12 protein-coding genes and 1 pseudogene are annotated in these 22,875 nt (G+C 77.1%); 6 read left to right on the top strand and 7 right to left on the bottom strand.

Translation table 11 applies throughout. From position 1 onward, the window contains the following. A partial coding sequence (locus RKE29_RS13985) for an Hsp70 family protein (RefSeq protein WP_312005541.1) occupies positions 1 to 1,154 on the bottom strand: 1,154 nt, incomplete at its 3' end. Positions 1,155 to 1,816: 662 nt separating this feature from the next. On the opposite strand from RKE29_RS13985, the gene RKE29_RS13980 reads away from it, so the two are divergent. Then, a complete protein-coding gene (locus RKE29_RS13980; protein ID WP_312005540.1) occupies positions 1,817 to 4,075 on the top strand; it encodes a lamin tail domain-containing protein in 2,259 nt (752 codons plus the stop codon). Between the two features lie 60 nt (positions 4,076 to 4,135). Here RKE29_RS13980 and RKE29_RS13975 read toward each other — a convergent pair whose 3' ends face one another. The 4 genes and pseudogenes from RKE29_RS13975 to RKE29_RS13960 form a co-directional block, all read right to left on the bottom strand. Next, entirely contained in the window at positions 4,136 to 6,058 is a 1,923-nt protein-coding gene (locus tag RKE29_RS13975) for a primary-amine oxidase (RefSeq protein ID WP_312005539.1), read from the bottom strand. Between the two features lie 203 nt (positions 6,059 to 6,261). After that, complete coding sequence (locus tag RKE29_RS13970; protein WP_312005538.1) at positions 6,262 to 13,521, bottom strand: type I polyketide synthase; 7,260 nt, start codon at positions 13,519 to 13,521, stop codon at positions 6,262 to 6,264. A 109-nt stretch (positions 13,522 to 13,630) separates the two neighbouring features. Next, positions 13,631 to 13,903, bottom strand: a pseudogene (locus RKE29_RS13965) (beta-ketoacyl synthase N-terminal-like domain-containing protein); the annotation flags it as partial. Beyond that, positions 13,887 to 15,005 carry an SDR family oxidoreductase gene (locus RKE29_RS13960; protein WP_312005537.1) on the bottom strand — a complete coding sequence of 373 codons (1,119 nt, stop codon included), beginning with the start codon at positions 15,003 to 15,005 and terminating at the stop codon, positions 13,887 to 13,889. The pseudogene RKE29_RS13965 and the gene RKE29_RS13960, both read right to left, overlap by 17 nt. Before the next feature lie 275 nt (positions 15,006 to 15,280). Here RKE29_RS13960 and RKE29_RS13955 point away from each other — a divergent pair, with 275 nt between their 5' ends. Next, entirely contained in the window at positions 15,281 to 16,033 is a 753-nt protein-coding gene (locus tag RKE29_RS13955) for an alpha/beta fold hydrolase (RefSeq protein ID WP_312005536.1), read from the top strand. 45 nt (positions 16,034 to 16,078) lie between these two features. On the opposite strand, the gene RKE29_RS13950 is transcribed toward RKE29_RS13955, so the two are convergent. Further along, positions 16,079 to 16,981, bottom strand: coding sequence for a helix-turn-helix transcriptional regulator (locus RKE29_RS13950; RefSeq protein ID WP_312005535.1), 903 nt, complete (start codon positions 16,979 to 16,981; stop codon positions 16,079 to 16,081). A 154-nt stretch (positions 16,982 to 17,135) separates the two neighbouring features. Here RKE29_RS13950 and RKE29_RS13945 point away from each other — a divergent pair, with 154 nt between their 5' ends. The 3 genes from RKE29_RS13945 to RKE29_RS13935 all read left to right on the top strand — a co-directional run bounded on the left by RKE29_RS13945 (position 17,136) and on the right by RKE29_RS13935 (position 20,368). Further along, a complete protein-coding gene (locus RKE29_RS13945; protein WP_312005534.1) occupies positions 17,136 to 18,005 on the top strand; it encodes an NAD(P)-dependent oxidoreductase in 870 nt (289 codons plus the stop codon). A 67-nt stretch (positions 18,006 to 18,072) separates the two neighbouring features. Next, positions 18,073 to 19,017 (top strand): RNA polymerase sigma factor SigJ, encoded by a 945-nt coding sequence (gene sigJ, locus RKE29_RS13940; protein ID WP_312005533.1) that lies wholly within the window; start codon positions 18,073 to 18,075, stop codon positions 19,015 to 19,017. A gap of 133 nt (positions 19,018 to 19,150) precedes the next feature. Beyond that, complete coding sequence (locus RKE29_RS13935; RefSeq protein ID WP_312005532.1) at positions 19,151 to 20,368, top strand: NAD(P)-binding protein; 1,218 nt, start codon at positions 19,151 to 19,153, stop codon at positions 20,366 to 20,368. 274 nt (positions 20,369 to 20,642) lie between these two features. Here the strand turns inward: RKE29_RS13935 and RKE29_RS13930 are convergent, their stop codons facing one another. After that, positions 20,643 to 21,545, bottom strand: a complete 903-nt coding sequence (locus RKE29_RS13930) for a sulfurtransferase (RefSeq protein ID WP_312005531.1) — start codon at positions 21,543 to 21,545, stop codon at positions 20,643 to 20,645. A 1,051-nt stretch (positions 21,546 to 22,596) separates the two neighbouring features. On the opposite strand from RKE29_RS13930, the gene RKE29_RS13925 reads away from it, so the two are divergent. After that, positions 22,597 to 22,794: a hypothetical protein gene (locus RKE29_RS13925; protein WP_312005530.1), complete on the top strand. Its 198-nt coding sequence runs from the start codon at positions 22,597 to 22,599 to the stop codon at positions 22,792 to 22,794. Positions 22,795 to 22,875 lie beyond the last annotated feature (81 nt).

The raw sequence follows: 22,875 nt of genomic DNA, 5'->3' as shown, positions 1-22,875 counted from the left end.
CCCGCCGGGTCGGCGGGCAGCCCGCGCGCGGCCGCGTCGGCCGCCCAGCGGGCGGCGCCCAGCGCGACGGCCAGGTCGGGGTCGTCCAGGGGGGTGACGGGCCGCCGCAGCAGGCCGGCCAGCGCGGCCCGCACCGCGGGCATCCGGCAGCTGCCCCCGGCCATGAGGACGCGGCCCACCTCGCCGGGGCCGACCCCGCAGCGCCGCAGCAGGTCTCGGCAGCAGTCGACGGTGCGCGCGAGGGCGTCCCCCGCGAGCCGCTCCAGGTCTTCGCGCGTCACCCGCACCGCGGGCAGGCCCGGGAGAAACCGGTCCTCGACCTCCGTCACCCCGCTGAGCTGGTGCTTCAGGCGGCGCGCGAAGTCGCCGAGCGCCAGTGTGTGGCCCAGCCCGGCCCCGTCCGGAGCGGCCAGCAGCGGGTCGAGCCAGGCTCCGCGGGTCTCGCGCAGCCAGCGGGTCAGCGCGCCGTCGATGTCCCGCCCGCCGCACGTGTCGAGCGCGGCGTGGCCCAGCACCTCCGGCCCGCCGCCCGGGCCCGGACCGCCGCCGTACCGTAACAGCGCGGCGTCGAAGGTGCCGCCCCCGAAGTCGTAGACCAGCACGGTGGCCGGGGTGCCCGGAGGCGGTGCGGCGTCGGCACCCAGCGCGGCGGCGACCGGCTCGGGCAGCAGCTCGACATCGGCGAATCCGGCGTCGGCGCACGCGTCGAGCATGGCCGTCCAGCGCGGGTCGTCCGGCTGGTAGCCCGCCGGGACCGTGGCGACGGCTCGGGTGACCCGCTCGCCGGCGGGCAGCGCGGCCTCCGCCGTCCGGCGCAGCTCGGCCAGCAGCCGCGCCACCAGCGCCGTGCAGGAGAAGGCCGCCGGGCCCAGCCGCACCGGCTCCTCGGCGCCGAGCAACCGCTTGAACTCCCGCAGATAGCGGGCGGGGTCCCGCTGCCGCCGCGCGTGGGCCGCCGCGCCGAACAGCAGCCGGTCGCCGTCCAGGAAGACGGCCGAGGGCCAGCGCCAGGACCCGCTCAGGGGGTCCTTCACCAGCCGGTCGCGCCCGTCGGCGCGCACCAGCACGGCGCAGGTGGTGGACGTGCCGAAGTCGACGGCCAGGACATGCCCGGCCCGCCTCGGCAGCCGCTCCCTCGAATCGTTGATGAGCACGGAGATTGGACCCGGCCTCACGCCGCTTTGTTCCCGGCGGGCCCCGAGAAGTTTTCCCGCCCCGCCCGACCCGCTTCCCACGCCCCCGGGCCCACCCCCGGCCGTATCCCCGGCGCACCCCGACCGTACTACCGGCCCACCCCCGGACGCGTCCTCCGGCGCACCCACCGGACCGCCGCGTTCCGCCGCCGCGCCGCCCTGGACTCGTTCCGCCGAAGGCGCCCCGCCAGGCCTCGCGGCTCCGGTCGCGACCGTGCCGACCCCCCGCGCCCGCGCACCCGCCGCCCGCGAGCCCGCCGCGCGGCCCCGGGCGTACCGCGGAAAGTCCGTCAGGAGAACGCGGGACGAACACGGGACGGCAGGCGCGCCACGCGCGTAGACGGACCCCCGGCCGACCCGGTACATGTCACGTGGCTTCGTCGCCCGATGCGCCGTCCATGGGGAGGAACGCGATGCGACCGGTCAGCAGACGCCCGTACCCGGCACCACACCCGCACCCAGCACGAGACCCGCGGCAGACGGGACACCCGGCCCCGGCAGGGCCCCGGGACCCGGACCCCAGCCCCCTCCTGACAGGCCGTCGACGCGGCCTGGCCCTCGCCCTCTGCGCCGCCGCCGCGGCCGGCGTCCTGCCGGTCGTCACCGGCGGCCAGGCCCACGCCGTGTCGCCCGACGTGGTGGTCAGTCAGGTCTACGGCGGCGGGGGCAACACCGGCGCCCCGTACACCAACGACTTCATCGAGCTGTACAACCGCGGCGCGAGCGCGGTCAGCCTCACCGGCTGGAGCGTGCAGTACGCCTCCGCGACCGGCTCCTCCTGGTCGCGGACGACCCTGTCGGGCACCATCGCGCCGGGCGCCCACTACCTGGTGCAGGAGGCGGCGGGCGCGGGCTCCGGCTCGCCGCTGCCGGCCCCGGACGCCACCGGCACCATCGCGCTGGGCGCGACCGCCGGCAAGGTGGCCCTGGTCACCAGCACCACGGCGCTGACCTGCGCCACCGGGTGCGCGACCCAGCCCGGCGTGCGTGACCTGGTCGGCTACGGCAGCACCGCCAGCTCGTACGAGACGGCGCCCGCCCCCGGCCTGTCCAACACCACCGCGGCGCTGCGCGCGGGCGGCGGCGCCACCGACACCGACAGCAACTCCGCCGACTTCCAGGCCGCCGCGCCGACCCCGCGCAACGCGGCCTCCGGCGGCGGCACGGGCGTGCGCGTCCGCGACATCCAGGGCGCCGCACACCTCTCGCCGAAGAACACGCAGCAGGTCAGCGACGTGCCCGGCGTGGTAACCGCCAAGTCCGGCACCGGCTTCTGGCTCCAGGACCCGCAGCCGGACGCCAACCCGGCGACCAGCGAAGGCGTCTTCGTCTACACCGCCTCCGCGCCGGCCGTCGCGGTCGCCGACTCGGTCACGGTCAGCGGCACGGTCAGCGAGTTCCGCCCGGGCGGCAGCGGCGGCACCACCAACCTGACCACCACGGAGATCACCTCCCCCACGGTCGGCGTGGTGGCCCACAACGCACCCCTGCCCGCGCCCACGGTGGTCGGCAGCGGGGGCCGCGTCCCGCCCTCGGCGGTCATCGAGGACGACGCGACCGGCGACGTGGAGACCAGCGGCACCTTCGACCCGGCCGCTGACGGCCTGGACTTCTGGGAGTCGATGGAGGGCATGCGCGTCGAGATCGACAACGCCGCGGTCGTCGGCCCGCGCAGCTCCTTCGGCGAGATCCCCGTCGTCCCGCCGGGCAGCACCACGCGCACCACGCGCGGCGGCATCGTGCTCCAGGCGAACGACGCCAACCCGGAGCGCGTGCTGCTGGACGACGTACTCGCCGCGACCCCGGCGGTGAACGTGGGCGACACGCTCTCCGGTGCCACCGCCGGCGTGCTCGACTATTCCTTCGGCAACGCCAAGCTGCTCGTCACCGCCTCCCCCACGGCCGCCGGCGGCGGCATCGCGCCGGAGACCACCGCCACGCCGTCCGCCGGGCAGCTGGCCGTCGCCACCTTCAACGTGGAGAACCTCGACCCGGGCGACCCGCAGTCGCAGTTCGACGGCCTGGCCGGGCAGATCGTGTCCCGTCTGAGGTCGCCCGACCTGGTGGCGCTGGAGGAGATCCAGGACAACAACGGGGCGACCGACAACGGCGTGGTGGCCTGCGACCAGACGATGGGCAAGCTGATCGCGGCGATCACCGCCGCCGGCGGCCCGTCCTACAGCTACCGGCAGATCAACCCCGTCAACGACGCGGACGGCGGCGAGCCCGGCGGCAACATCCGGCAGGTCTTCCTCTACCGCACCGACCGCGGCCTGGCCTTCACCGACCGGCCCGGCGCGACCGCCACCACGGCCAACGCGGTGGTGAACACCGCGGGCGTGCCGTCGCTGCGCTACTCCCCCGGGCGCATCGACCCGGCCGACTCCGCCTTCTCAGCCAGCCGCAAGCCGCTGGCCGGGGAGTTCACCTGGAACGGGCGGCCGGTGTTCGTCATCGCCAACCACTTCAACTCCAAGGGCGGCGACCAGCCCCTGTCCGGCCGCTACCAGCCGCCCTCGCACCCCTCGGAGACCCAGCGGCACAACCAGGCCACGGTCGTGAAGGGCTTCGTCGACCAGATCCGCGCCGTCGACCCGAACGCCGCCGTGATCGTGCTCGGCGACCTCAACGACTTCGAGTTCTCGCAGACCACGGACATCCTCACCGCGAACGGCGCGCTGGTGGACCTGCCGCGCACGCTCCCGGCCGCAGAGCGCTACACCTACGTGTTCGAGGGCAACTCCCAGGTGCTCGACCACATCCTGCTGTCGCCTGCCCTGGCGGCGACGGCGTACGCGTACGACGTTGTGCACGTCAACGCCGAGTTCGCCGCCCAGCTCAGCGACCACGACCCGCAGGTCGTACGGATTCCGCTGCCCTGACCGGCACGGCGCCCGCACGCGCGGGCCGCGTCCGCCCGGGCGCGGCCCGCGCCGGGCCCCTCACCCGCCGTGGCAGTGGCCTCCGCTCGCGGGCACGTCCAGGGTCGGGTTGCGGTCGAAGAAGCCGACCGGCTTCAGGGTGAACCCGGCGTGGTCCACCGGCATCACCGGCCAGTCCTCGGGGCGCGGGAAGTGGGTCAGCCCGAAGGTGTGCCACAGCACGATGTCCTCGCCGTCCAGCGGCCGGTCCGCGGCCGTCCAGGCGGGCAGCCCGGCACCGCCCGGGTGCTGGTTGACGAAGTCCCCGGCCGGATAGCGCTCGTCGGGGTCGTAGCGGGTGACCCACAGGTGCCGGGTGGCGAACGCCGCGCGCGCGTACACCGAGGACGACGGGTCGGCCAGCAGCGTCGGCTGCCCCTGGGGGTACAGCGCGTACCCCACCGGGCGGCCGAAGCGGTTGCGCACGCGCGGGTTGACGACGTGCCACGCGCGTGCCCGGCCCGGGTCGGCCGTCCGGGCCGCCCGGGACTCGGACGCCAGCCGGGTGCGCGCCTCGCGGAACGCGTTGCCGTACGGGTTGTCCGGGCCGGGCGGCACCGGTGCGGCCTCCACCTCGTCCACGGCGTTCAGCGGCCCGTCGACGCACATGTCCAAGCGCGCCGAGAACAGGTGCTGGTGGTACGGGGCGCCGAGGCCCGGCGCCACCTCGGTGGCGTACGGGTGCCCCTGCGCCGGGTAGGCGGAGGTGAAGGGCACACCGGTGGCCTTGGCCTCCAGCTGGATGGTCCCGTCCAGGTAGAGGTACCAGTAGAAGCCGTAGTCGTAGTTGCCGATCGTGGTGAAGAAGGAGACCACCAGCCGCCGCTGGCGGCGGGTCTCCCGCGAGCCGGCGAACATGTCGGTGTGCTTCCACAGCACCCCGTAGTCCTCCTCGTGCAGGCAGATCGCGTTGCCGATGGTGCGCGGCTCGCCGAGGTCGTCGGCCACGGTGGCGTCGAGGTAGCGGATCTCGCCCAGGCAGTCGCAGCCCAGCTCCAGCGAGTTGGTGTAGCGGGCGAACATGTACTCGCCGCAGTCGAAGTAGTTCTGCCAGAAGCGCACGGGCGACGGGTCGGCGTACGGCACGACCATCTCCGCGACCGACGCGCGGTAGACCACCGGGCGTCCGTCGAAGGCGACCTGATGCAGAGTCAGGCCCTCGCGTTCGTTGAAACCTATGCGCAGGGTCCAGTTCTGCCAGCGCACCAGGTGTCCCTCGACCGTGAAACTCGGGCCCTCCGGCTGGGTGATCTCGATCGGTTTGAGCGTGGTGCGCGGCGGGCCGGTCTGCCCGGGGTCGTCGAAGTTGCCCGGCTCGCGCGGGACGGGCAGGTCGCGGTGGTCGACGATCCGGGTCACCAGGCGCCGGGTGAGGTCGACGTACGCCGCGAGGCCGTCCACCGGATGCGCCCACGGGTGGTCCCGGTCGTGGAGCTGCACGAACCCGAGCGAGCGGACGATCCGCCGGCCCGCCTCCTCCGGGTCGTCGTACGCGCCGGCGGACAGCGGTACGGCCCGTACGGTCGCGGGGTCCAGGCCGCGGCGCAGCAGCGCGGCGCGCCACTGCTCGTCCCGGCCGAGGATGTCCTCGATCAGCTCGAACTCAGTGTCGAGGATGGGCGGCTGCCCCGCGGTGGCCGGGTCGAGCACCGTCTGGGAGACGACCGTGCCACCGGTGACGGACACCACCACGTCGCGGGAGGTGCCGTCGGACAGGTCGAGCAGCACGACGCGGAAGCGCCGGTCGACCGGGCCGCCCGGGGAGAAGGCCAGCACGTCCGCCTTGTGCGGCTCCTCCAGGCCGCAGAAGGCGAAACGGACGGTGTCGGCGAGCAGCCCGTGCCGCGTGAGGACCCGCCGGATCTCGCGCACGTCGTCGGCGCTCATGGGGTCCAGCGGGTGCGCGGCGACCGCTGTCGCAGGCCGCTCCTGGGATACGGTCATGTCGGCTCCTGGTCTGGGTGCGTACGCAAGGACCGTACGGGGAGCGCGCGGAGCCGGCGGTGCGGCCTGGCGCCCACGCCGACACCTGTGCCCCGCCCGGCCCGGCCGGGAAACCGCGGGCGGCCGGTCAGGCGCGGCCAGGTGGGCGCACCGGCCCTGCGGAACGCCCATCGTACGGCCCGGGGCTTCCCGGCCGGAACGGGTCACGCCGCGCCGGGCGTCCGCTCCCGCTCGCCGGGGCCGAGGCGGCCCACCATCAGCCGGGCCAGGGCGGCCAGGTCGGGCACGGCGGCCAGTTCGACGGCGGGCAGGTCGCAGCCGAAGGTCCGCTGGACCGACACGGCCAGCTCGGCGGCCATCAGCGAGTCCATGCCCAGCTGGTCCAGCGGCCGGTGCGGGTCGACGCGGTCCGCGGTGGTCTGCAGGACGGCGGCGGTCAGCTCGGCCAGGGCCTCGGTGGCCAGGGCGGTGGCCTGCTCGACGTCGGCGGCGGCCAGGGCCCGGCGGAAGGCCGCCACGCCGGGGGGTGCCGGGTGCGCCTGGCGCGGGTGGAAGCGCGCCAGCCGGGGCACGTCGGTCGCCGGGAGGGACGCGCCGACCATGTCCCAGGCCAGGCGGCCGGCCGTCACACAGGTCTCGCCCTCGGCGAGCAGGCCGTCGAGGCAGGTGAAGACCTCCTCCGGAGCCATGGACGGAAGACCCCTGCGGTGCGTCATGACGGGGGCGTCGGTACGGGCCACGTAGCCGATCTCGCCGACGGCGCCCCAGGCGACGGTGAGCGCCGGTTCGCCGGCCCGGCGCCGGGCGCGGGCCAGGGACTCCAGGACCAGGTTGCCTCCCACGTACGGCACCTGGTTGCTGTTGCCGATCAGGGCGGCGGCCGAGGAGTACAGGACGAACAGGTCGGTGTCGCGGCCGCGGGTGAGGTCGTCCAGCACCAGGGCGCCGAGCATCTTGGGGGCGAGGACGGCCCGCAGGCGGTCGTCGGTGAGGTCGAGCAGCGACGCGTCGTCCAGGTGCATGGCGGCGTGCACCACGCCGCGCACCGGGTGCCCCGCGGCGTCCAGCGCGTCGAACAGGGCTCGCATCGCGGCCCGGTCGGCCGCGTCGGCGGCGTGGGCGGTGACCCGTGCGCCCCGCGCGCGCAGCGAGCGCAGGAGGTCGGCCGCGCCCGGGGTGTCCGGGCCGCGCCGGCCGACGAGGGCCAGGTGGCGGGCTCCGTGCTCCACCAGCCAGCCCGCGGTGGCGCCGCCGAGACCGCCGAGACCGCCGGTGACGAGGTACGTGCCGTCCGGGCGGAGCGCGGCGGGCGCGGGGCGCGCCGCCGGGCCCGGACGCGGGCTCTGGGAGCCCCGTGCCCCGGCGGCGTCCGGGCCGCCGAGGACGTCGGAGACGTCGGCGGAGTCCAGCGAGAGTACGGCCTTGCCGACGTGCCGGGAGTGGCGCACCGACTCATAGGCGGCCTCGGCGTCCGCCGCGGCGTGCACGTGGTGCGGCAGCGGGCGGTAGTGCCCGGCGCTGACCTCCCGGACCAGCTCCTGGAACTGTCCGGCCGCCCGCGCGGGGTCGGCCAGGACCCCCTCGCCGATGTCGACCGAGAAGAAGGCGAGGTTGCGCAGGAACGGGCGCAGCAGCAGGCGGCCGTTGGTGTAGAAGTCGCGCTTGCCCAGCTCTACGAACCGGCCACCGGGGGCCAGCGACTCCAGGCCGCGCGTGATGGCCTCGCCGCTGAGGGAGTTCAGGACGACGTCGACGCCGCGGCCGCCGGTGATCTGGCGGACGTGCTCGGCGAAGGTGAGGGTGCGGGAGTCCAGGACGTGCTCGACGCCCAGCAGGTGCAGCAGGTCGCGCTTGCCGCCGGTGCCGGCGGTGGCGATGACGCGGGCGCCGCGCAGGCGCGCGTACTGCAGGGCGGCCAGGCCGACGCCGCCCGCGGCGCCGTGCACCAGCAGCGTCTCCCCGGCCGCCAGGCGCGCGAGGTGCCCGAGGGCGTGCTGGACGGTGAGGAAGGCGATGGGCAGCGTGGCGGCCTCGGCGAAGTCCATGCCCTCGGGGATCGGGCCGGCCAGGGCGGCGTGGGTGACGACGTGGGTGGCCGCGCAGCCGGGCGCGACGGCGTACACCCGGTCTCCCGGTGCGAAGCCGGTGACGTGCTCGCCGACCGCGGTGACCACGCCGGCGCACTCGAAGCCTGTGGGATGCCCTTCGGCACCGTCCGGGCTTGGCTGGGGCGGCAGCAGGGCCTGGGCCTGCATGACGTCGCGGTAGTTCAGCGCGGTGGCGCGCACGGCGACGGCGATCTGCCCGGGCCCCGGGGCGCCGGCCGCGGTCGGCCGCCACTCCAGCCGGTAGCCCGGCCCCGGGCCGCGCACCCGCAGGGCCAGGCCGCTCGCCGCCACCCCGCCGGGCGCCGCCGGCCGGGCGGCCGGGCACGGCGGGGCGGGGGGCCGGTCGGTGACGCGGGTGACGAACCGGCCGGCGGGGGTCAGCACGATTTCGTCGTCCCGCGCGGGATCGGCGATCTCGGCCAGCAGGCGGCGGGCGTCCGCGGCGGCGTCCGGGCCGCGGGTGAGGGCCACGCGCCGCACGGCCAGTTCGGTGAACTCGTTGGCGAACGACCGGGTCATGCCCCATACGGCCGCGGCGGCCGGCGTCCGCGGCTCGGGCGCTGGGGTGGCCGCGGCGGGCCGGGTCACCAGCCACAGCGCGGGCGCGGCCGCCGCGGGCAGGCCGCGGCAGGCGGCGGCCAGGTCGCGCAGGACGGCTCCGTAGGCCACGGCCCGGGTGGTGGCCGCCTCGGCGGGCGGGCCGCCGCCGGGCCCGTCGTCGGCGATCAGCACGACGGTGGCGCGGCGGTCCGGCGGCAGCAGGGAGGGCCACAGGCCGGTGTCCTCGCCCGGCGAGAGGGTCCACACCTGGGCGGCGCCGGCCGCGGTCAGGGCGGCGCGGAGAGCGGCGGCCAGCCCGTCGCCGGGCGACGGATCGGCCACCAGGATCCAGGTGTCGCCCGCCTGGGCGTCAGGCACCTGCTCCGCGCGTCCCTGCCGCGCGGGCGCCGGGGCGGCGGGCCGGTCGGCGCGCCGGGCCAGCAGGACGGAGTGCTCTCGCGCGTAGTCGGCGTCGGGAACCGCCTGCACGGGGCCGGTGAAACCGTGGTCGCCGAGCAGCGCCTTCCAGTCGTCGGCTGCAAGCAGCGGCGAGCGGCGGTGCACCCGCTCGTCGGTGAACTGCCAGAAGGTGTCGAGCAGGCCGAAGACCAGGACCAGGGGCAGCGGGTCGTGGATCTCCAGCAGCAGCAGGTGGCCACCGTCGGCCAGCAGGCGGCCGGCGTTGTCCAGCGACTGCCGCAGGTCGGGGGTGGCGTGCAGGACGTTGGCCGCGACGACGAGATCGAACGAGCCCTCGGCGAACTCCTGCTCGCGGCAGTCCTTCGCGAGGTCCAGGGTGCGGTACTCGACGAAGTCGTGGCGGGTGAAGCGGGCGCGCGCCCGGGGGAAGAAGCTCGCGCTCACGTCCGTGAACACGTAACTCGTGCGGTCGGGCGGGAGGACCGGCAGCAGGCACGCGGTCGTGCCCCCGGTGCCCGCGCCCGCCTCCAGCACCCGCAACGGCCGGTCCGCAGGCCAGCCTTCGGCCATGGTCCGCACCAGCTCCCGGGCGGTGTGGTTGGCGGGCGCCGCCAGGGCAGAGCTGTACAGCAGTTCGGTGATGTGCCGCTCGGGTTCGGAGAACAGCAGCTCCAGGGGGTCGCACCGGCCGCGCAGCACGTCCGCCAGGCGGCGGCCTCCCCTGCCGAGCAGGACCAGCTCGGACGCGCGGTCGGGGCACCGGCGCGCCAGCTCCCGGAAGAGGCGCTCCGGTTCGGCCGTGCCCGTCAGCCGCCACCGGGCGGGGTCCGCTCCGCCGGCCGGGCGCTCGGCCAGCCCGTGGTCGCGGGCGTTGGCCAGCAGCAGGTCCAGCAGCATGGCGTACTGCGGTCGGACGCCCGCGGCGTACAGGTCGTCGGCGGTGAACGGCGCACTGGGGTCGGGCAGCACGGTGGCCAGGGCGCGGGCGGTGAAGTGGGCGGTGGCCTCGGCCAGCCAGGCGGCGGACCGCGCGGCGCGGCGGTCCGCGGCGAAGATCCGGGCGATGCGCGGGCCCGCCGCGGCGAGCACCCGGCCGGGGGCGGGCAGGGTGCTGCGCGCGGGCGCGCCGTCCGGGCGGGGGGCGGCGCGCAGGCCCGGGGTGTAGACGCGCAGCGGGGGCAGCGAGCCGGTGTCGTACCGGCGCAGGCGCAAGCCCTCCAGCTCCAGGCAGACCTGGCCGTGGGGGTCGGTGACGGTCACGTCCCACCGGGCCTCCCAGGCCGTACGGGACCGGGAGCGGACGTGCGCGTAGCCGGTGGCGGCAAGCGGGCGCCAGGCGCGCACGGCGTCGACAGAGGCGGGCAGGAACGGCTCTCCCGGGGTGGCGGGTCCGGCCAGCAGGGGGGCGCCAGCCTGCAGGGCGCCGTCCAGCACGGCGGGGTGGGCGTGGTAGCCGGCGGCGGGCAGGTCCGCGGCGGCGAAGCGGGCCAGCACCTCGCCGTCGCCGACGTCCAGGTGGTCGAGCACCCGGAAGGCGGGGCCATAGACGATCCCGGCCTTCTCCGCGCGAGCGTACAGCTCATCGGCCGGCAGGCGCGCGCGGGTGCGCGCGCGGACGGCGGCCGGGTCCAACGGGCGGGGCGCCTCGCGCAGCAGGCGCCGCACGCGGCCGCGGGCCTGCGGCCGCCACGGGCCGCCGTGCGTGCCGCGGGTGGCCACGCGCAGCAGGCCGTCCTCGTCGGACAGGGAGGTCTGCAGCCACACGTCCATGGCGTCGTCGTCCCAGGACAGGGCAAGCGCCTGGAACTCCAGCGCGGTCACCTCCACGGCGTCGTTGAGGGTGTGGCCGCCGGCCGCGAGGGCCAGTTCCACGTAGCCGGAGGCGGGCATGAGCACGGCGCCGTCCACCCGGTGGTCGGCCAGCCAGGGCAGGCAGGCCCGGTCCAGCCGCTGGTGCCAGGTGGGTTCCAGGACCGCGGCGCGCTCGCCGAGGAGGGGGTGGTCGTAGGTTCCGTCGCCGCAGGTGCGCGTCCACCAGGCGGGCGAGCCGTGGTAGTGCCGCTCGCGCTGCCAGGGGTAGGCGGGCAGGTCGGCCACGCGGCCGGGCGCGGGGAAGTGGCCGCTCCAGTCGGCCCGCGCGCCGCAGGCGAGGACGTCCGCGGCCGCGGCGGCGACGGCCTGGCCGTCCGCCGCCTGTCGGGACAGGGTCGGCACGACCGCCACCGGGTGGCCGGCGGCGTCCGCGAGCCTGCGCAGGTAGGTGCGCAGGACGGGGTGCGGGCCGAGCTCCACCAGGATGTCGCAGCCCAACTCCAGCAGGGCGGCGGTGCCCTGGGCGAAGAGCACGGGCTCGCGCACGTTGCGCCACCAGTAGGCGGCGTCCAGGGCGGTGCCCTCCAGCGGCCCTCCGCTGACGCAGGACACGAACGGCAGGCGGGTGGGGGACGGGCGCAGCCCGGCCAGGGCCCGGCGCAGCGGGCCGGCGAGCGGGTCCATGGCGCGGCTGTGGAAGGGGTGGTCGATGTCCAGCAGGCGGAAGAACACGCCGCGGCCGGCGAGCAGGCGCCCCCACTCCTCCAGGGCCGCCCGGTCGCCGCTGACGGTCACGTCGGCGGGGCTGTTGACCGCGGCGATCTCCAGGTGGCCGGGCCGGCCGGCCAGCTCCCCGCGCGCGTCGGCCTCGGACAGTCCCACGGCCGCCATGCCCCCGGTGCCGGCCGTGGCGGCCTGGGCCCGGCTGCGCTCGGCCACGACCAGGGCGGCGGCGGGCAGGTCGAGCGCTCCGGCGAGGTGGGCGGCGGCGATCTCGCCGACGCTGTGGCCGGTGACGGCGGCCGGACGGATTCCGTGGTCGGCCAGCAGGGCCGCGAGGCCGGTCTGGAAGGCGAACAGGGCGGGCTGGGCGACCTCGGTCAGGTGCATCCGGGAGCGCTCCGGCGGCGCGGCCAGCTCCTTGGCCACCGACCAGCCCAGCAGGGGCGCGAGGGCCTGGTCGGCCTCCTCGACCGCGGCGCGGAAGACGCTTTCCGTACGCAGCAGTCCGACGCCCATGCCCGCCCACTGCGAGCCGTTTCCGGACAGCACGAACGCCACCGCGCCGCGGGTGCCGGGGACGGGCGGGCGCGGCGGGCGGTCGCCGGGCTCGGCGCGCTCGCGCAGCAGCCGGGCGGCGGCGGCCGGGCCGCCGGCCAGGACAGCGAACCGGTGGGCGCGGTGCCCGCGGCGGCGGCAGGCGGTGTACGCCAGGTCGTAGAACTCCTCGTCGGCGGCGGCGTCGAGGCGGTCGGCCAGGCGCCCTGCCGCCTCCTGAAGGGCGGCGGGGGTCTCGGCCGACACGACGACGGGCAGGCCGCGGCGCGGCGCCGGGCGGGACGCGGCCGCGGCGGGCGGGGGCGGGGCGGCGAGGACCACGTGGGCGTTGGACCCGCCGAAGCCGAAGCAGTTGACGCCGACGACCGGCCGGCCGGCTGGTTCCAGGGGGCACGGCTCGGTGACCGGGCGCAGCCGCAGGGCCGCGAAGTTGATGGCGGGGCTGAGCGGCCGGGCGTGCAGGGTGGGTGGGATGGTCCGGTGCCGCAGCACCAGCACGGCTTTCAGCAGCGCGGGCATGCCGGACGCCGCCTCCAGGTGCCCGAGGTTGGACTTGACCGAGCCGATCGGCAGGGGGCGGTCGGCCGGGCGGCCGGGGCCGAGGGCGCCGCCGAGGGCCTGGCACTCGATCGGGTCGCCCACCGGGGTGCCGGTGCCGTGGGCCTCGACGTAGCCGATGTCGCCGGGGTGCACGCCGGCCCGCGCGTACACCTCGCGCAGCAGGTCCTCCTGGGCCCGCGCGCTGGGCAGGACGAGGCCCTGGGTGCGGCCGTCGGAGTTGACCCCGCTGGCGAGGATCACGGCGTGCACCCGGTCGCCGTCGGCCAGCGCCTGCCGCAGGGGCTTGAGGACGACCAGGCCGCCGCCCTCGGCGCGGGCGAACCCGTCGGCGTCCGCGGAGAACGCCCGGCACCGCCCGGTGGGCGACAGCATCGAGGCGGCGGCGAAGCCCACGTAGTCGAACGGGGAGAGCAGCAGGCTGACGCCGGCCGCCAGGGCCAGCCGGCTGCGGCCGGTGCGCAGCGCCTCGCAGGCATGGTGCACGGCGGTCAGCGCCGAGGAGCAGGCGGTGTCGACGGCCGCGCTGGGGCCGCGCAGGTCGAGGAAGTGGGAGACGCGGTTGGCGGTGTTCGCCACGGCCATCCCGGACATGCTGTAGGCGTCGGCCGCGTGTTCCGCGTCGGCCGGGCTTCTGCTCTGCAGGACACCGTAGGCCGGGCCCGAGCAGCCGACGAAGACGGCCGTGTCGGAGCCGGCGAGCGACGCCGGGTCGTAACCGGCGTCGTCCACCGCTTCCACGGCCATCTCCAGCAGCANCGGCGTCGTCCACCGCTTCCACGGCCATCTCCAGCAGCATCCGCTGGGCGGGGTCGACGCGCGCGGCTTCCCGGGGGGACATGCCGAAGTACGCGGCGTCGAACCCGGCGATGTCGCCGAGGAAGCCGCCGGCGGCGGTGTACGTCCGGCCCGGGCGGCCTGGGACGGGGTCCAGGAAGCGGGCGGCGTCGAAGCGGTCGGCGGGGACCTCGGTGACCTGGTCGCGGCCCTCGGCCAGCACCTCCCACAGGGCGTCCAGCGACAGGATGTCGCCGGGCAGCCGGCAGGCGGCGCCGACGACGGCTATCGCGTCCGGCCGGTCGGCCGCCGGGTCGCGGGCGGGGCGCGGGTCCTCAGCGGGCTGGCGCACGGCTCGCCTCCTGTCCGGGAACGCGCGGTCGGCTCAGGCTGTCGACGAGGTAGTCCTCGTCGACGCGCGCGGGCGGCGGCACGGGCAGGCCGAGGCGGTCCAGGTTGCCCGCGTCGTAGCGGCGGGTGACGCGCAGCCAGCACACGTACATCGCGAACCACCGCCGCACGGCGCGCTCGGTGTCGCCGAGGGCCGCGCCGGACTCGCGGCCCAGCCGGACGGTGACGCCGAGGTGCCGTCCCAGCGCGGCGGTCACCTGGGCTATCGGCACGTCGTAGGGGTGGACCAGGTGGTAGGTGGCGGCCGGGGCGTGCGGCCCGGCCCTGGGCAGTTCCGCCAGGACGGCGGCGGCGTGCTCCACCGGGAGCAGGTTGGTCCGAGATTCCGCGTCGAAGCCGTGGAGGGTGAAGGCGCCGTCCGCGGCCACCAGACCGGGGCAGGCGCGCCGGGCGGTGCCCAGGGCGTCGGCGACGGTCCGCAGGATGTCCGGCGGCCCGCCCGGCAGGGGACGCCGGGTGACCAGGCCGCTGGGGCGCGCGACGAGGGCGCGCCCGCCGTGCTCCCGCGCCCACCGGCGCACCAGCAGCTCGGCCTCGAACTTCGACTGCTCGTAGGGGGTGTGGAAGCCGTGGGACGCGTCCAGGTCGCTCTCCAGAACGGTGCCGTGCCGCCGCGCGCCGGCCACCGCCACGGTGCTGACGTGGCAGACCAGGGGCGCGCGGGCGCCCGCCGCGGCGAGGGCGAGCACGTGCCGGGTCCCCTCCACGTTGACGCGCCGCAGGGCCGCCAGGGGCGCGGCGAGGGAGGTGTCGGCGGCGCAGTGCCACAGCACGTCGACGTCGTCGGCGAGCCGCCGGTACGCGTCGGGGGCCAAGCCCAGGCCGGGGCGGCCGAGGTCGGCCTCCACGGCCCGCACCCGCCGCGTCACGCGCCTGGTCTCGGCCTCGGGCACGCCGGTGGCGGCCAGGAAGCGCCGGATCCGCTCGGCGGCCGGCACCGGGCCGGGGCGGGTGAGCACGACGACCGTCCGGTCGCGCCGCAGCAGCTCCCTGACGAGGTGCAGTCCCAGAAAACCCGTGGCACCCGTGACCGCCACCGACACGCGCGCCTCCATACGGCCGAGTCCGTTCCGTCATCCGGGGCGTACCCAGGAATTCCTCGCACGGATGACTCAGGGCCTCAAACCCCACCAATGGGTGAAGGAGACGCAAAGGGCATCGAGGACGACTCGACAGAATGCGCCCCCAGAGCGGCAATGCACCCGTTTCCCGGGCGTAGAGGACCACTGCCGGGGGTGCGGCGGGGCTCGGACGGGCATCACCCGGGCCGGGGAGGAGTCCGTCCGCCCCCGCCACCACGCGCGTGAGGAGCACTCTGGTGACGACAGGTCAGCCGACGCCGGGCGCCCGCGCCTCGTGGACGTACGTGCCCGCGCCCCGGAGCGAGGCGCGGGTGCGCCTGTACTGCCTGCCGTTCCTCGGGGCGCCCGCCGCCTTCTACGCGCCCCTGGGGGACGCCCTGCCCGCCGCCGAAGCGCGTGCGATCGAGATACCGGGGCACGGCCGCCGCGCCGCCGAACCCGCCGTCCGCGACCTGCGCGAGCTGATCCGCACGCTCGCCGAGGTCGTCCGGCGCGACGCCGCGGGGCGCGGCATCGCGCTGTTCGGCCACTGCAGCGGCGGCCTGCTGGCCTACGAGGTGGCGCGGCAGCTGTCCCCCGGGCCCGTCCTGCTGGCGGTCTCCGCGGCCTGGGCGCCGCGCCGATGGGAGCACCTGATCGCGGCGAACCGGTCCAAGCCGCTGTCCCTGCTGCTGCCGCTGGTCGCCGAAGTGGCCTGGGACACCCGGCTGTACTCGGCCGCGTGGACGGCGCTGGCCAGGGCCGAGGTGCCCACGTACCTGGCCTACCGCCACCGCGAGGGCGCGCCCGTCGACTGCCCCATCGCGGCCTTCGGCGGCCGGGGGGACACGGCGGTCGAGCCGCGCAGCCTGGACGACTGGGCCGCGTACACCACCGGCCGCACGACGGTCCGGCTGTACTCCGGCCGCCACTTCTACCTGCGGGACCACTGGGCGCACGTGGCGCGGGACCTGGCCCGCGAGCTGGCCGACGCGCCGCCGCCCGGCTGACCGCGCCGCCGCGGGGACCCGCGGGCCCGCCCGCCGGGGGCGCGCTCAGCCGCGGGCGCCGCCGGCCGGGACAGGACGGGCCTGTCCGGGGCCCTGCGACTCGACCGGGACCTGCGGCCCGCTCGGTCCGGCGGCCGCCCGCAGCCGCGCCAGGCGCCGGGCCGAGTCGGTGCCGGGCCGGGCCGTGTAGACGACCAGCCGCTGGTCGTGCGCGGTGCTCAGCAGCGCCTCGCACTCCAGGTCGAGGGTACCCACCACGGGGTGCAGGAAGCGCTTGACCGACGGGCGGCGCACGGCGACCTCGTGCTCCTCCCACAGCGCGGCGAACTCCTCGCTGCCCGCCCGCAGCTCCGCGGCCAGCTCCGCCGGACCCGGGTCGTCGGGACGGGCGGCGAGCACGGCCCGCAGGTTCGCGACGTGCACACGCGCGTGCCCCGCGCGGTCTTCGAGGGGTGTCAGAGACCGGCCGGGCCGGGCGGTGAAGAACTCGCGGATGATGTTGCGCTCGGCCGGCGGGCGGGCGCACACGTCGCCGACCAGGGCCACGGCCATCGCGTTCTGCGCCAGGACCTCGCCCCAGTCGTTGAGCACCTGCGCCGGGGTGTCGTACAGCCGTTCCAGGACGCACAGCAGGCCCGGGCGCACCTGCCGCGAGCCGCCCCGGCGGCGCGGCGGCTCCTCTCCGGCGAGGTGGAAGAGGTGGTCCCGCTCGTCGTCGGTGAGCCGCAGGGCGCGCGCCAGCGCGGTGAGCATCTGGCGGGACGGGCGCGGGCTGCGGGCCTGTTCCAGGCGCGTGTAGTAGTCCGTGGACATGCCGGTGAGCTGGGCGACCTCCTCCCGGCGCAGCCCCGGCGTGCGGCGGCGCGCGCCCGGTGCGAGGCCGACGTCGGCGGGGGTGAGACGGGCGCGGCAGCGGCGCAGGAAGTCGGCGAGCTCGGATCGGTTCACGCTTCAAGGGTCGCCGGACGGCCGCCGCGTATCCAGGGACCGCCGGTCCCTGGATACCCGGGTCTCTCCTGCCCCGCCGCGCGCCGCCGCAGGCTTGCGGCGGGCCGCCGGCCGGGGAGCCGGCGGGGACGACGACCGACGGGAAGGCCATGACATGCGGATCCTGGTGACGGGCGCGACCGGCAGGGTGGGGCGGCGGCTGGTGCCGCGGCTGCTGGCCTGGCGGCGCCCGGGCGACGGCGTGCGGGTACTGGTGCGCGACGCGGAGCGCGGCGCGCCGTTCGCGTCGCTCGGCGCCGAGGTCGCGGTGGGCGACCTGCGCGACTACGGGGACGCGCGTGCGGCCCTGGACGGGGCGGACGTGGTGGTCAACGTGGCCGCGGCCTTCCGCGGCGTGCCGGACGAGGAGGCGTGGGCGGTCAACCGGGACGCCGCGGTGGGCCTGGCCCGGGCCGCGGCCTCGGCGGGTGACGTCCGGTTCGTCCAGGTCAGCACGATCCTGGTGTACGGGGCGGGGCGCGGCAGGATGCTGGCGGAGGACGACGAGCCGGTGCCGGGCGGCCCGATGTGGGGCGCGTACGCCGCGTCGAAGGCCGAGGCCGACCGGGACCTGCTGGGCCTGCACCGGGACCTGGGTCTGGACGTGCGGATCGGCCGCCTGGCCTTCGTGTACGGGGACGGCGACCCGCACCTGGCGGAGTCCCTGGGGTGGGCGGGCGGCTGGGCCGGCAACCAGCGGATGGCGATGGTGCACCACGCCGACGTGGCCCAGGCGCTGCTGCGACTGGCGCGCGCCCCGCGCGCGGTGGCGGCCGGGCGCGCGTACAACATCGCCGCCGACGCGCCGGCGACCGCGGTGGAGCTGCACCAGATCAACGGCGCGGCGGTGCCCGAGGGCATGTGGGAGCGTGCTGACACCGACCCGTGGTTCGCCCTCCCCGCCACCGGCCGCCTCCGCGAGGACCTGGGCTGGCGGCCGCTGTACCCCTCGATGTGGACGGCCCGCGACGCCGGAGCGCTGTAGTCCGCGCCCGCGCGGGCCGCGGCCCCGCGGCTGGACAGGCGGCCGCCGGCCGGGTTTGGATGGCGGCGTGACAGGCGGCGCCGAGGCGGGCAGCGAGCCGCGCGGCGGTGGCGGCGCGGCCGCCGGCGGCGACGCCGCCGAGGTCTTCGAGGCGCACCGGCCGGTCCTGGCCGGGGTGGCCTACCGGATGCTCGGCCGGGTCGCCGACGCCGAGGACGTCGTCCAGGAGGCGTGGCTGCGCTGGGCGGCCGCGGACACCGCCGCCGTGGCCGACGCGCGGGGCTACCTCGTACGGATCACCACCCGGCTGGCCATCGACCGGCTGCGGCACGTGCGCTCCCGCCGCGAGGCGTACGTGGGCCCCTGGCTGCCCGAGCCGCTGGTGACCGACCTCGGCCACACCGCGCCCGACGCGGCGGAGCGCGCCGTGCTCGCCGAGTCGGTCTCGCTCGCGATGCTGGTGGTCCTGGAGTCGCTGTCCCCGCTGGAGCGGGCGGTGTTCGTGCTGCGGGAGGCGTTCGGGTACCCGTACGGGGAGATCGCGCGCGTCCTCGACCGCGGCGAACCCGCCGTGCGGCAGCTCGCCGCGCGCGCCAGAACGCACGTGCGGGAGCGGCGGCCGCGCTTCGAGGTGGACCAGGCGGAGCGCGCCCGGCTGACCGAGCGGTTCCTCGCCGCCTGCACCCGGGGCGACCTCGACGGGCTGCTGGGCGTCCTGGCCTCCGGCGTACGGCTGGTGGGCGACAGCGGCGGCAAGGCGAAGGCGCCGCTGCGGGTCATCGAGAGCGCGGACAAGGTCGGCCGCTTCCTGGTGGCCGTCGCCGGCCGCTCCGTGCCCGAGCCGGGGCTGGTGCCGCTGGAGGTCAACGGCGGCCCGGCGTTCCTGGTCACCTCGTGCGGCCGCCCGCACACCCTCTTCGCGCTGGACGTGGCGGAGGGGCTGGTGCAGGCGGTGTACCTGATCGCCAACCCCGACAAGCTCGGGCACCTGGTGCCCTCCGGCGCCGCCTGAGCGGCGGGCCGCGCGCGCGGCCCGTGGCCGCGGGCCGCGGGCCGCGGGCGTCACTGGCCGCGGACGTCACGGAGTGGGGATGTCACGGGCTGGGGATGTCACGGGCTGGGGGGCGCGGTCCGTCCAAGGGGGCATGAACGAGAACACCACTGCCACGACCCGCGCCGGCGCCGTCGTCACCGTCGTCGGCGGCGGGCTCGCCGGGCTCACCGCCGCCATCGCCGCCGCCGAGCGCGGCGCGCCGGTCGTCCTGCACGAGGCCCACGCGACCCTCGGCGGGCGGGCCCGCACCACCCCGGCGCCCTACCGCGCGGGCGACGGCCCGCACGCCTTCTACAGCGACGGCGCGCCCTGGCGCTGGCTCGCCGCGCGCGGCCTGCACCGGCCGTACGCCCGCCCGGGCCTGGGCGCCCTGGCCGGGCTGCGCTTCCTGCACCAGGGGCGGCTGCGCCGCGTGCCGCCCGGGGCGCTGCGCCCGGCCCTGAGCCGCCGGCTCGCGGCGCCGGTGGACCGGGCGTTCGGCGACTGGGCCGGCGAGCGGTTCGGGCCCGAGGCGACCGCCGCGCTGTGCGGCCTGGTCGGCGTGGCCACGTACGAGGCCGACCCGGGCCGGCTGTCCGCCGCGTTCGTGTGGGAGCGCGTGCTGCGGCTGACCCGGCCCGGCTACCCGGCCGCCCGCTACCTCGTCGGCGGCTGGGGGCCGCTGGTGGACCGGATGGCCGCGCGCGCCCAGGAGCTGGGCGTGCGCGTCGCGACCGGTTCGCACGTGGACTCCCTGGACTCTCTGCCGCCCGGCCCGGTCGTCGTCGCCACCTCGCTCGCCGCGGCCCGCCGCCTGCTCGGCGACGACGGCCTGCGCGGCGAGAGCGGGCGCGCGGTGCTGATGGACGTGGGGCTGCGGCGGGCGCGGGGGGACCTGTTCCTCGTCTCCGACCTCGACGGCGGCGGGTTCGTCGAGCGCTACAGCCTGCCCGATCCCACCGTCGCGCCCGCGGGCCACTCCCTGGTACAGACCGAGGTGCCGCTGCGCCGGGAGGAGCCGAAGAGCGCGGGCCTGGCGCGGGCCGAGCGCCTGCTGGACCTGGCCGCGCCCGGCTGGCGGGAGCGCGTGGCCTGGAGCCGTACGAGCCTGTCGGCCGGCCGGACCGGGGCGCTGGACCTGCCGGGCACGACGTGGCGGGACCGCCCGCCGGTGGGCTACGCGGAGGGGATCTACCTCGCCGGGGACGAGGTGGCCGCGCCGGGTCTGCTGAGCGAGGTGGCGGTGAACAGCGCGCTGCGCGCCGCCGGCCTGGCGGCGGCGGAGCTGGGCGGCACGGCGGCGGGCCGGGCGCTGCGTGCCGCGCGGTGACCCGGCGGGGGCGCCGCGCCCGGCGGGCACGGCGCCCCTTCCCCGACGTGGCGAGCCCCTCCCCCGTCCCGGGCTCGCCACGTGCTCTCGGTGTTCCGTGAGGTCCCCCGCCCCTCGGGCCCTCGTGCGGTCCACGGTAAGGGCGGGCCCGCGGGACCGGTCCCGGACGGCGGCGGGCGACCGGCCGGCGGAGCGAGCGGCCGGCGGAGCAGGTGGTCGGCGGAGCGGGTGGCCGGCCGGCGCCGGGAGGAGCGTCCGCCGGCCGGACGCGGCGTCAGGCCCGTCGTGGGCCGCCCCGTGCCCGCCGCGGGCGCGGCCCGGTGGCCGGCCCGGTGCGGGGCTGCTCGCGCCCGGCCGCCGGGCGGTCCTGCGCCGCCGGCCAGCCGGACCCGGTTCCGGGGTACAGCGCGGCGGTGTCCACGCCGATCAGCTCCAGGGCCAGCAGGTCGTGGCAGGCCGTCACGCCGCTGCCGCAGTAGACGATCACGTCCCGGCCCGCCGTCACGCCCAGGCTCCGGTAGCGCTCCCGCAGGCGGCGCGGCGGCGCGAAGGTGCCGTCGGTGGCCAGGTTCGCCGTCCAGGGCGCGTGGACCGCGCCGGGGACGTGCCCGGGCCGGGCGTCGGCGGGCGGCACGGTGCTGCCCGAGTGGCGGTAGGGCGCGCGGGCGTCGAGGACGGCGGCGGATCCGGTCGCGGCGGCCCGGGCCACCGCGTCGGCGAACCGGATGCGCTCCGGCGGCCAGGCGACCGGCCGCCGCGCCACGGGCGGGAGTGTCACCCGGCCCGTCTCCAGCCGGCCGGGCCAGGCGGCGAGGCCGCCGTCGAGCAGGGCGGCCTGGCGGCCGATGCGGCGGAGCAGCCACACCAGCCGCGCGGCGAAGGCGCCGCCGTGGTCGTCGTAGGCGACGACCACGGCGTCGTCGCCGATGCCCAGGTCGCCGAGCGCGCGGGCGAAGGCGGCCGGGTGCGGGAGGGGGTGTCGGCCGGCGCGGTCGTCCGGCGGGCCGGACAGCACCGTGTCGAGGTCGACCCAGACCGCGCCGGGCAGGTGCCCGGCGCGGTAGGCGGCCTGTCCGTCGCGCCCGTCGGGGTACCAGCGCACGTCGGCCAGGATGAGGTCGCCCCGGTGGTCGCGGGCCCACAGGGGGCCGACGACGGGCGGGAGGGGAGGGGTCATGGCGGGATGCGGTCCTTCCGGTGGATGCGCTCGGCGTCGATTCGCGGTGGGGCTCGTGCGCCCGGGCGGACGGGAGCTCCGCTGTGCGTTCGGCTCGTCCTCGGGGCGGCGGCCGGCGGCGCGTGGCGGCAGGGCGGCGCACGATGCCCGGGGAATGAGAAAAGCGGCCCGCTGCGGCCGCTCATGGATCAACTGGTCCCGGAGAAGAGGCGTGAGGCCCCGCGGCGCCGACCGGACGGCCGGCGATGACACGCGGCCCGGAAAACCGGGCCCGGCGGGCGGAAGATTACGGCCTCGGGCACACGTGTGCCACGCCGAAAAGCGTGACAGACGCGCCGAAGGCTTGTCAATGACTGCCCCGCTCGAAGGACATGCCGAGCGGACAAGGTCGGAGGGCTTGACTCGGGACAGCCTTCTTGCTCACTCTCGTAGCGAGTAACCGGCTCGGCCGCCCCCTGGCAGATATGTGCGAATGGCAGGACAAGCGGCCCGTGCCGGAGCCATCTGCCATGTCCCGACCACGGTCAGACTTACGGACGGATACCAGGAATGCCGGGTTCCAGCCTGATCACCGGTTCGTCATTCACCGCCGACCTGGCACCGGAAAACTGTGCCGCTCGCCTGACCAGGGCGTCCCGCGCGGCACCGGGGCGGACGGAAAACGTCACCAGCGGCCGCGGCTGAGCGGTACCGGGCCGGGGCGGCCCGTACCACCGGGCCCCGCCGGGAATTCTCAACGATCGAAGAAATCGAACGTGGGTGATTCCGATACGGGAGCACGGCGAGCGGGAGGTCCCGCGGGCACCGGGTCCGGGATCTCGCGAAGGCGGGGCGGCCGATTTCGGGCGGACCGGCCGCCGTACTTCTTCTGTTCCGCCCGCGGCGGTCCGCACAGAAGACGCGCAATCCGCGCGATCGAGCGGCAAGAGCTACCAGGCAAGGAATCGGGGCGAGGCATGGCCACAAAGACGGGGCCATACAGGCACGCGAAGACCGTAAGGCGTCGCACGGGCCGCGGCGGCACGCGCCGCGGCCGTACAGGAGCCTCCGGATGAACGGCAGACCGCGGCGCACGGTGCCGACCCAGCTCGCCGCCCTGGCCACCGGGGTGACCGAGGCGACCATCCGGAAGTGGGCCAGCCGGGGGAAGATCACCCGGTACGGCACGCCCCGGCAGGCCGAGTACGACCTGGACGAGCTTCTGGCCATCGCCGCCGACCGGGCCGCCAGGAACGCCGGCCGCGGCTGACGGCCCGGCACGGGGGCGCGCCGGGGCGCCGTCCCCCCGGGGGCGTCCCGCCGGGGGCGCCCCGCCGCGGACACACGCCGG

The sequence above is a fragment of the Streptomyces sp. B1866 genome, assembly GCF_031932565.1.
Taxonomy (GTDB): Bacteria; Actinomycetota; Actinomycetes; order Streptomycetales; family Streptomycetaceae; genus Streptomyces.
Note: the sequence above shows the minus strand (reverse complement) of the source record. Positions and strands in the feature narration are given on the sequence as shown.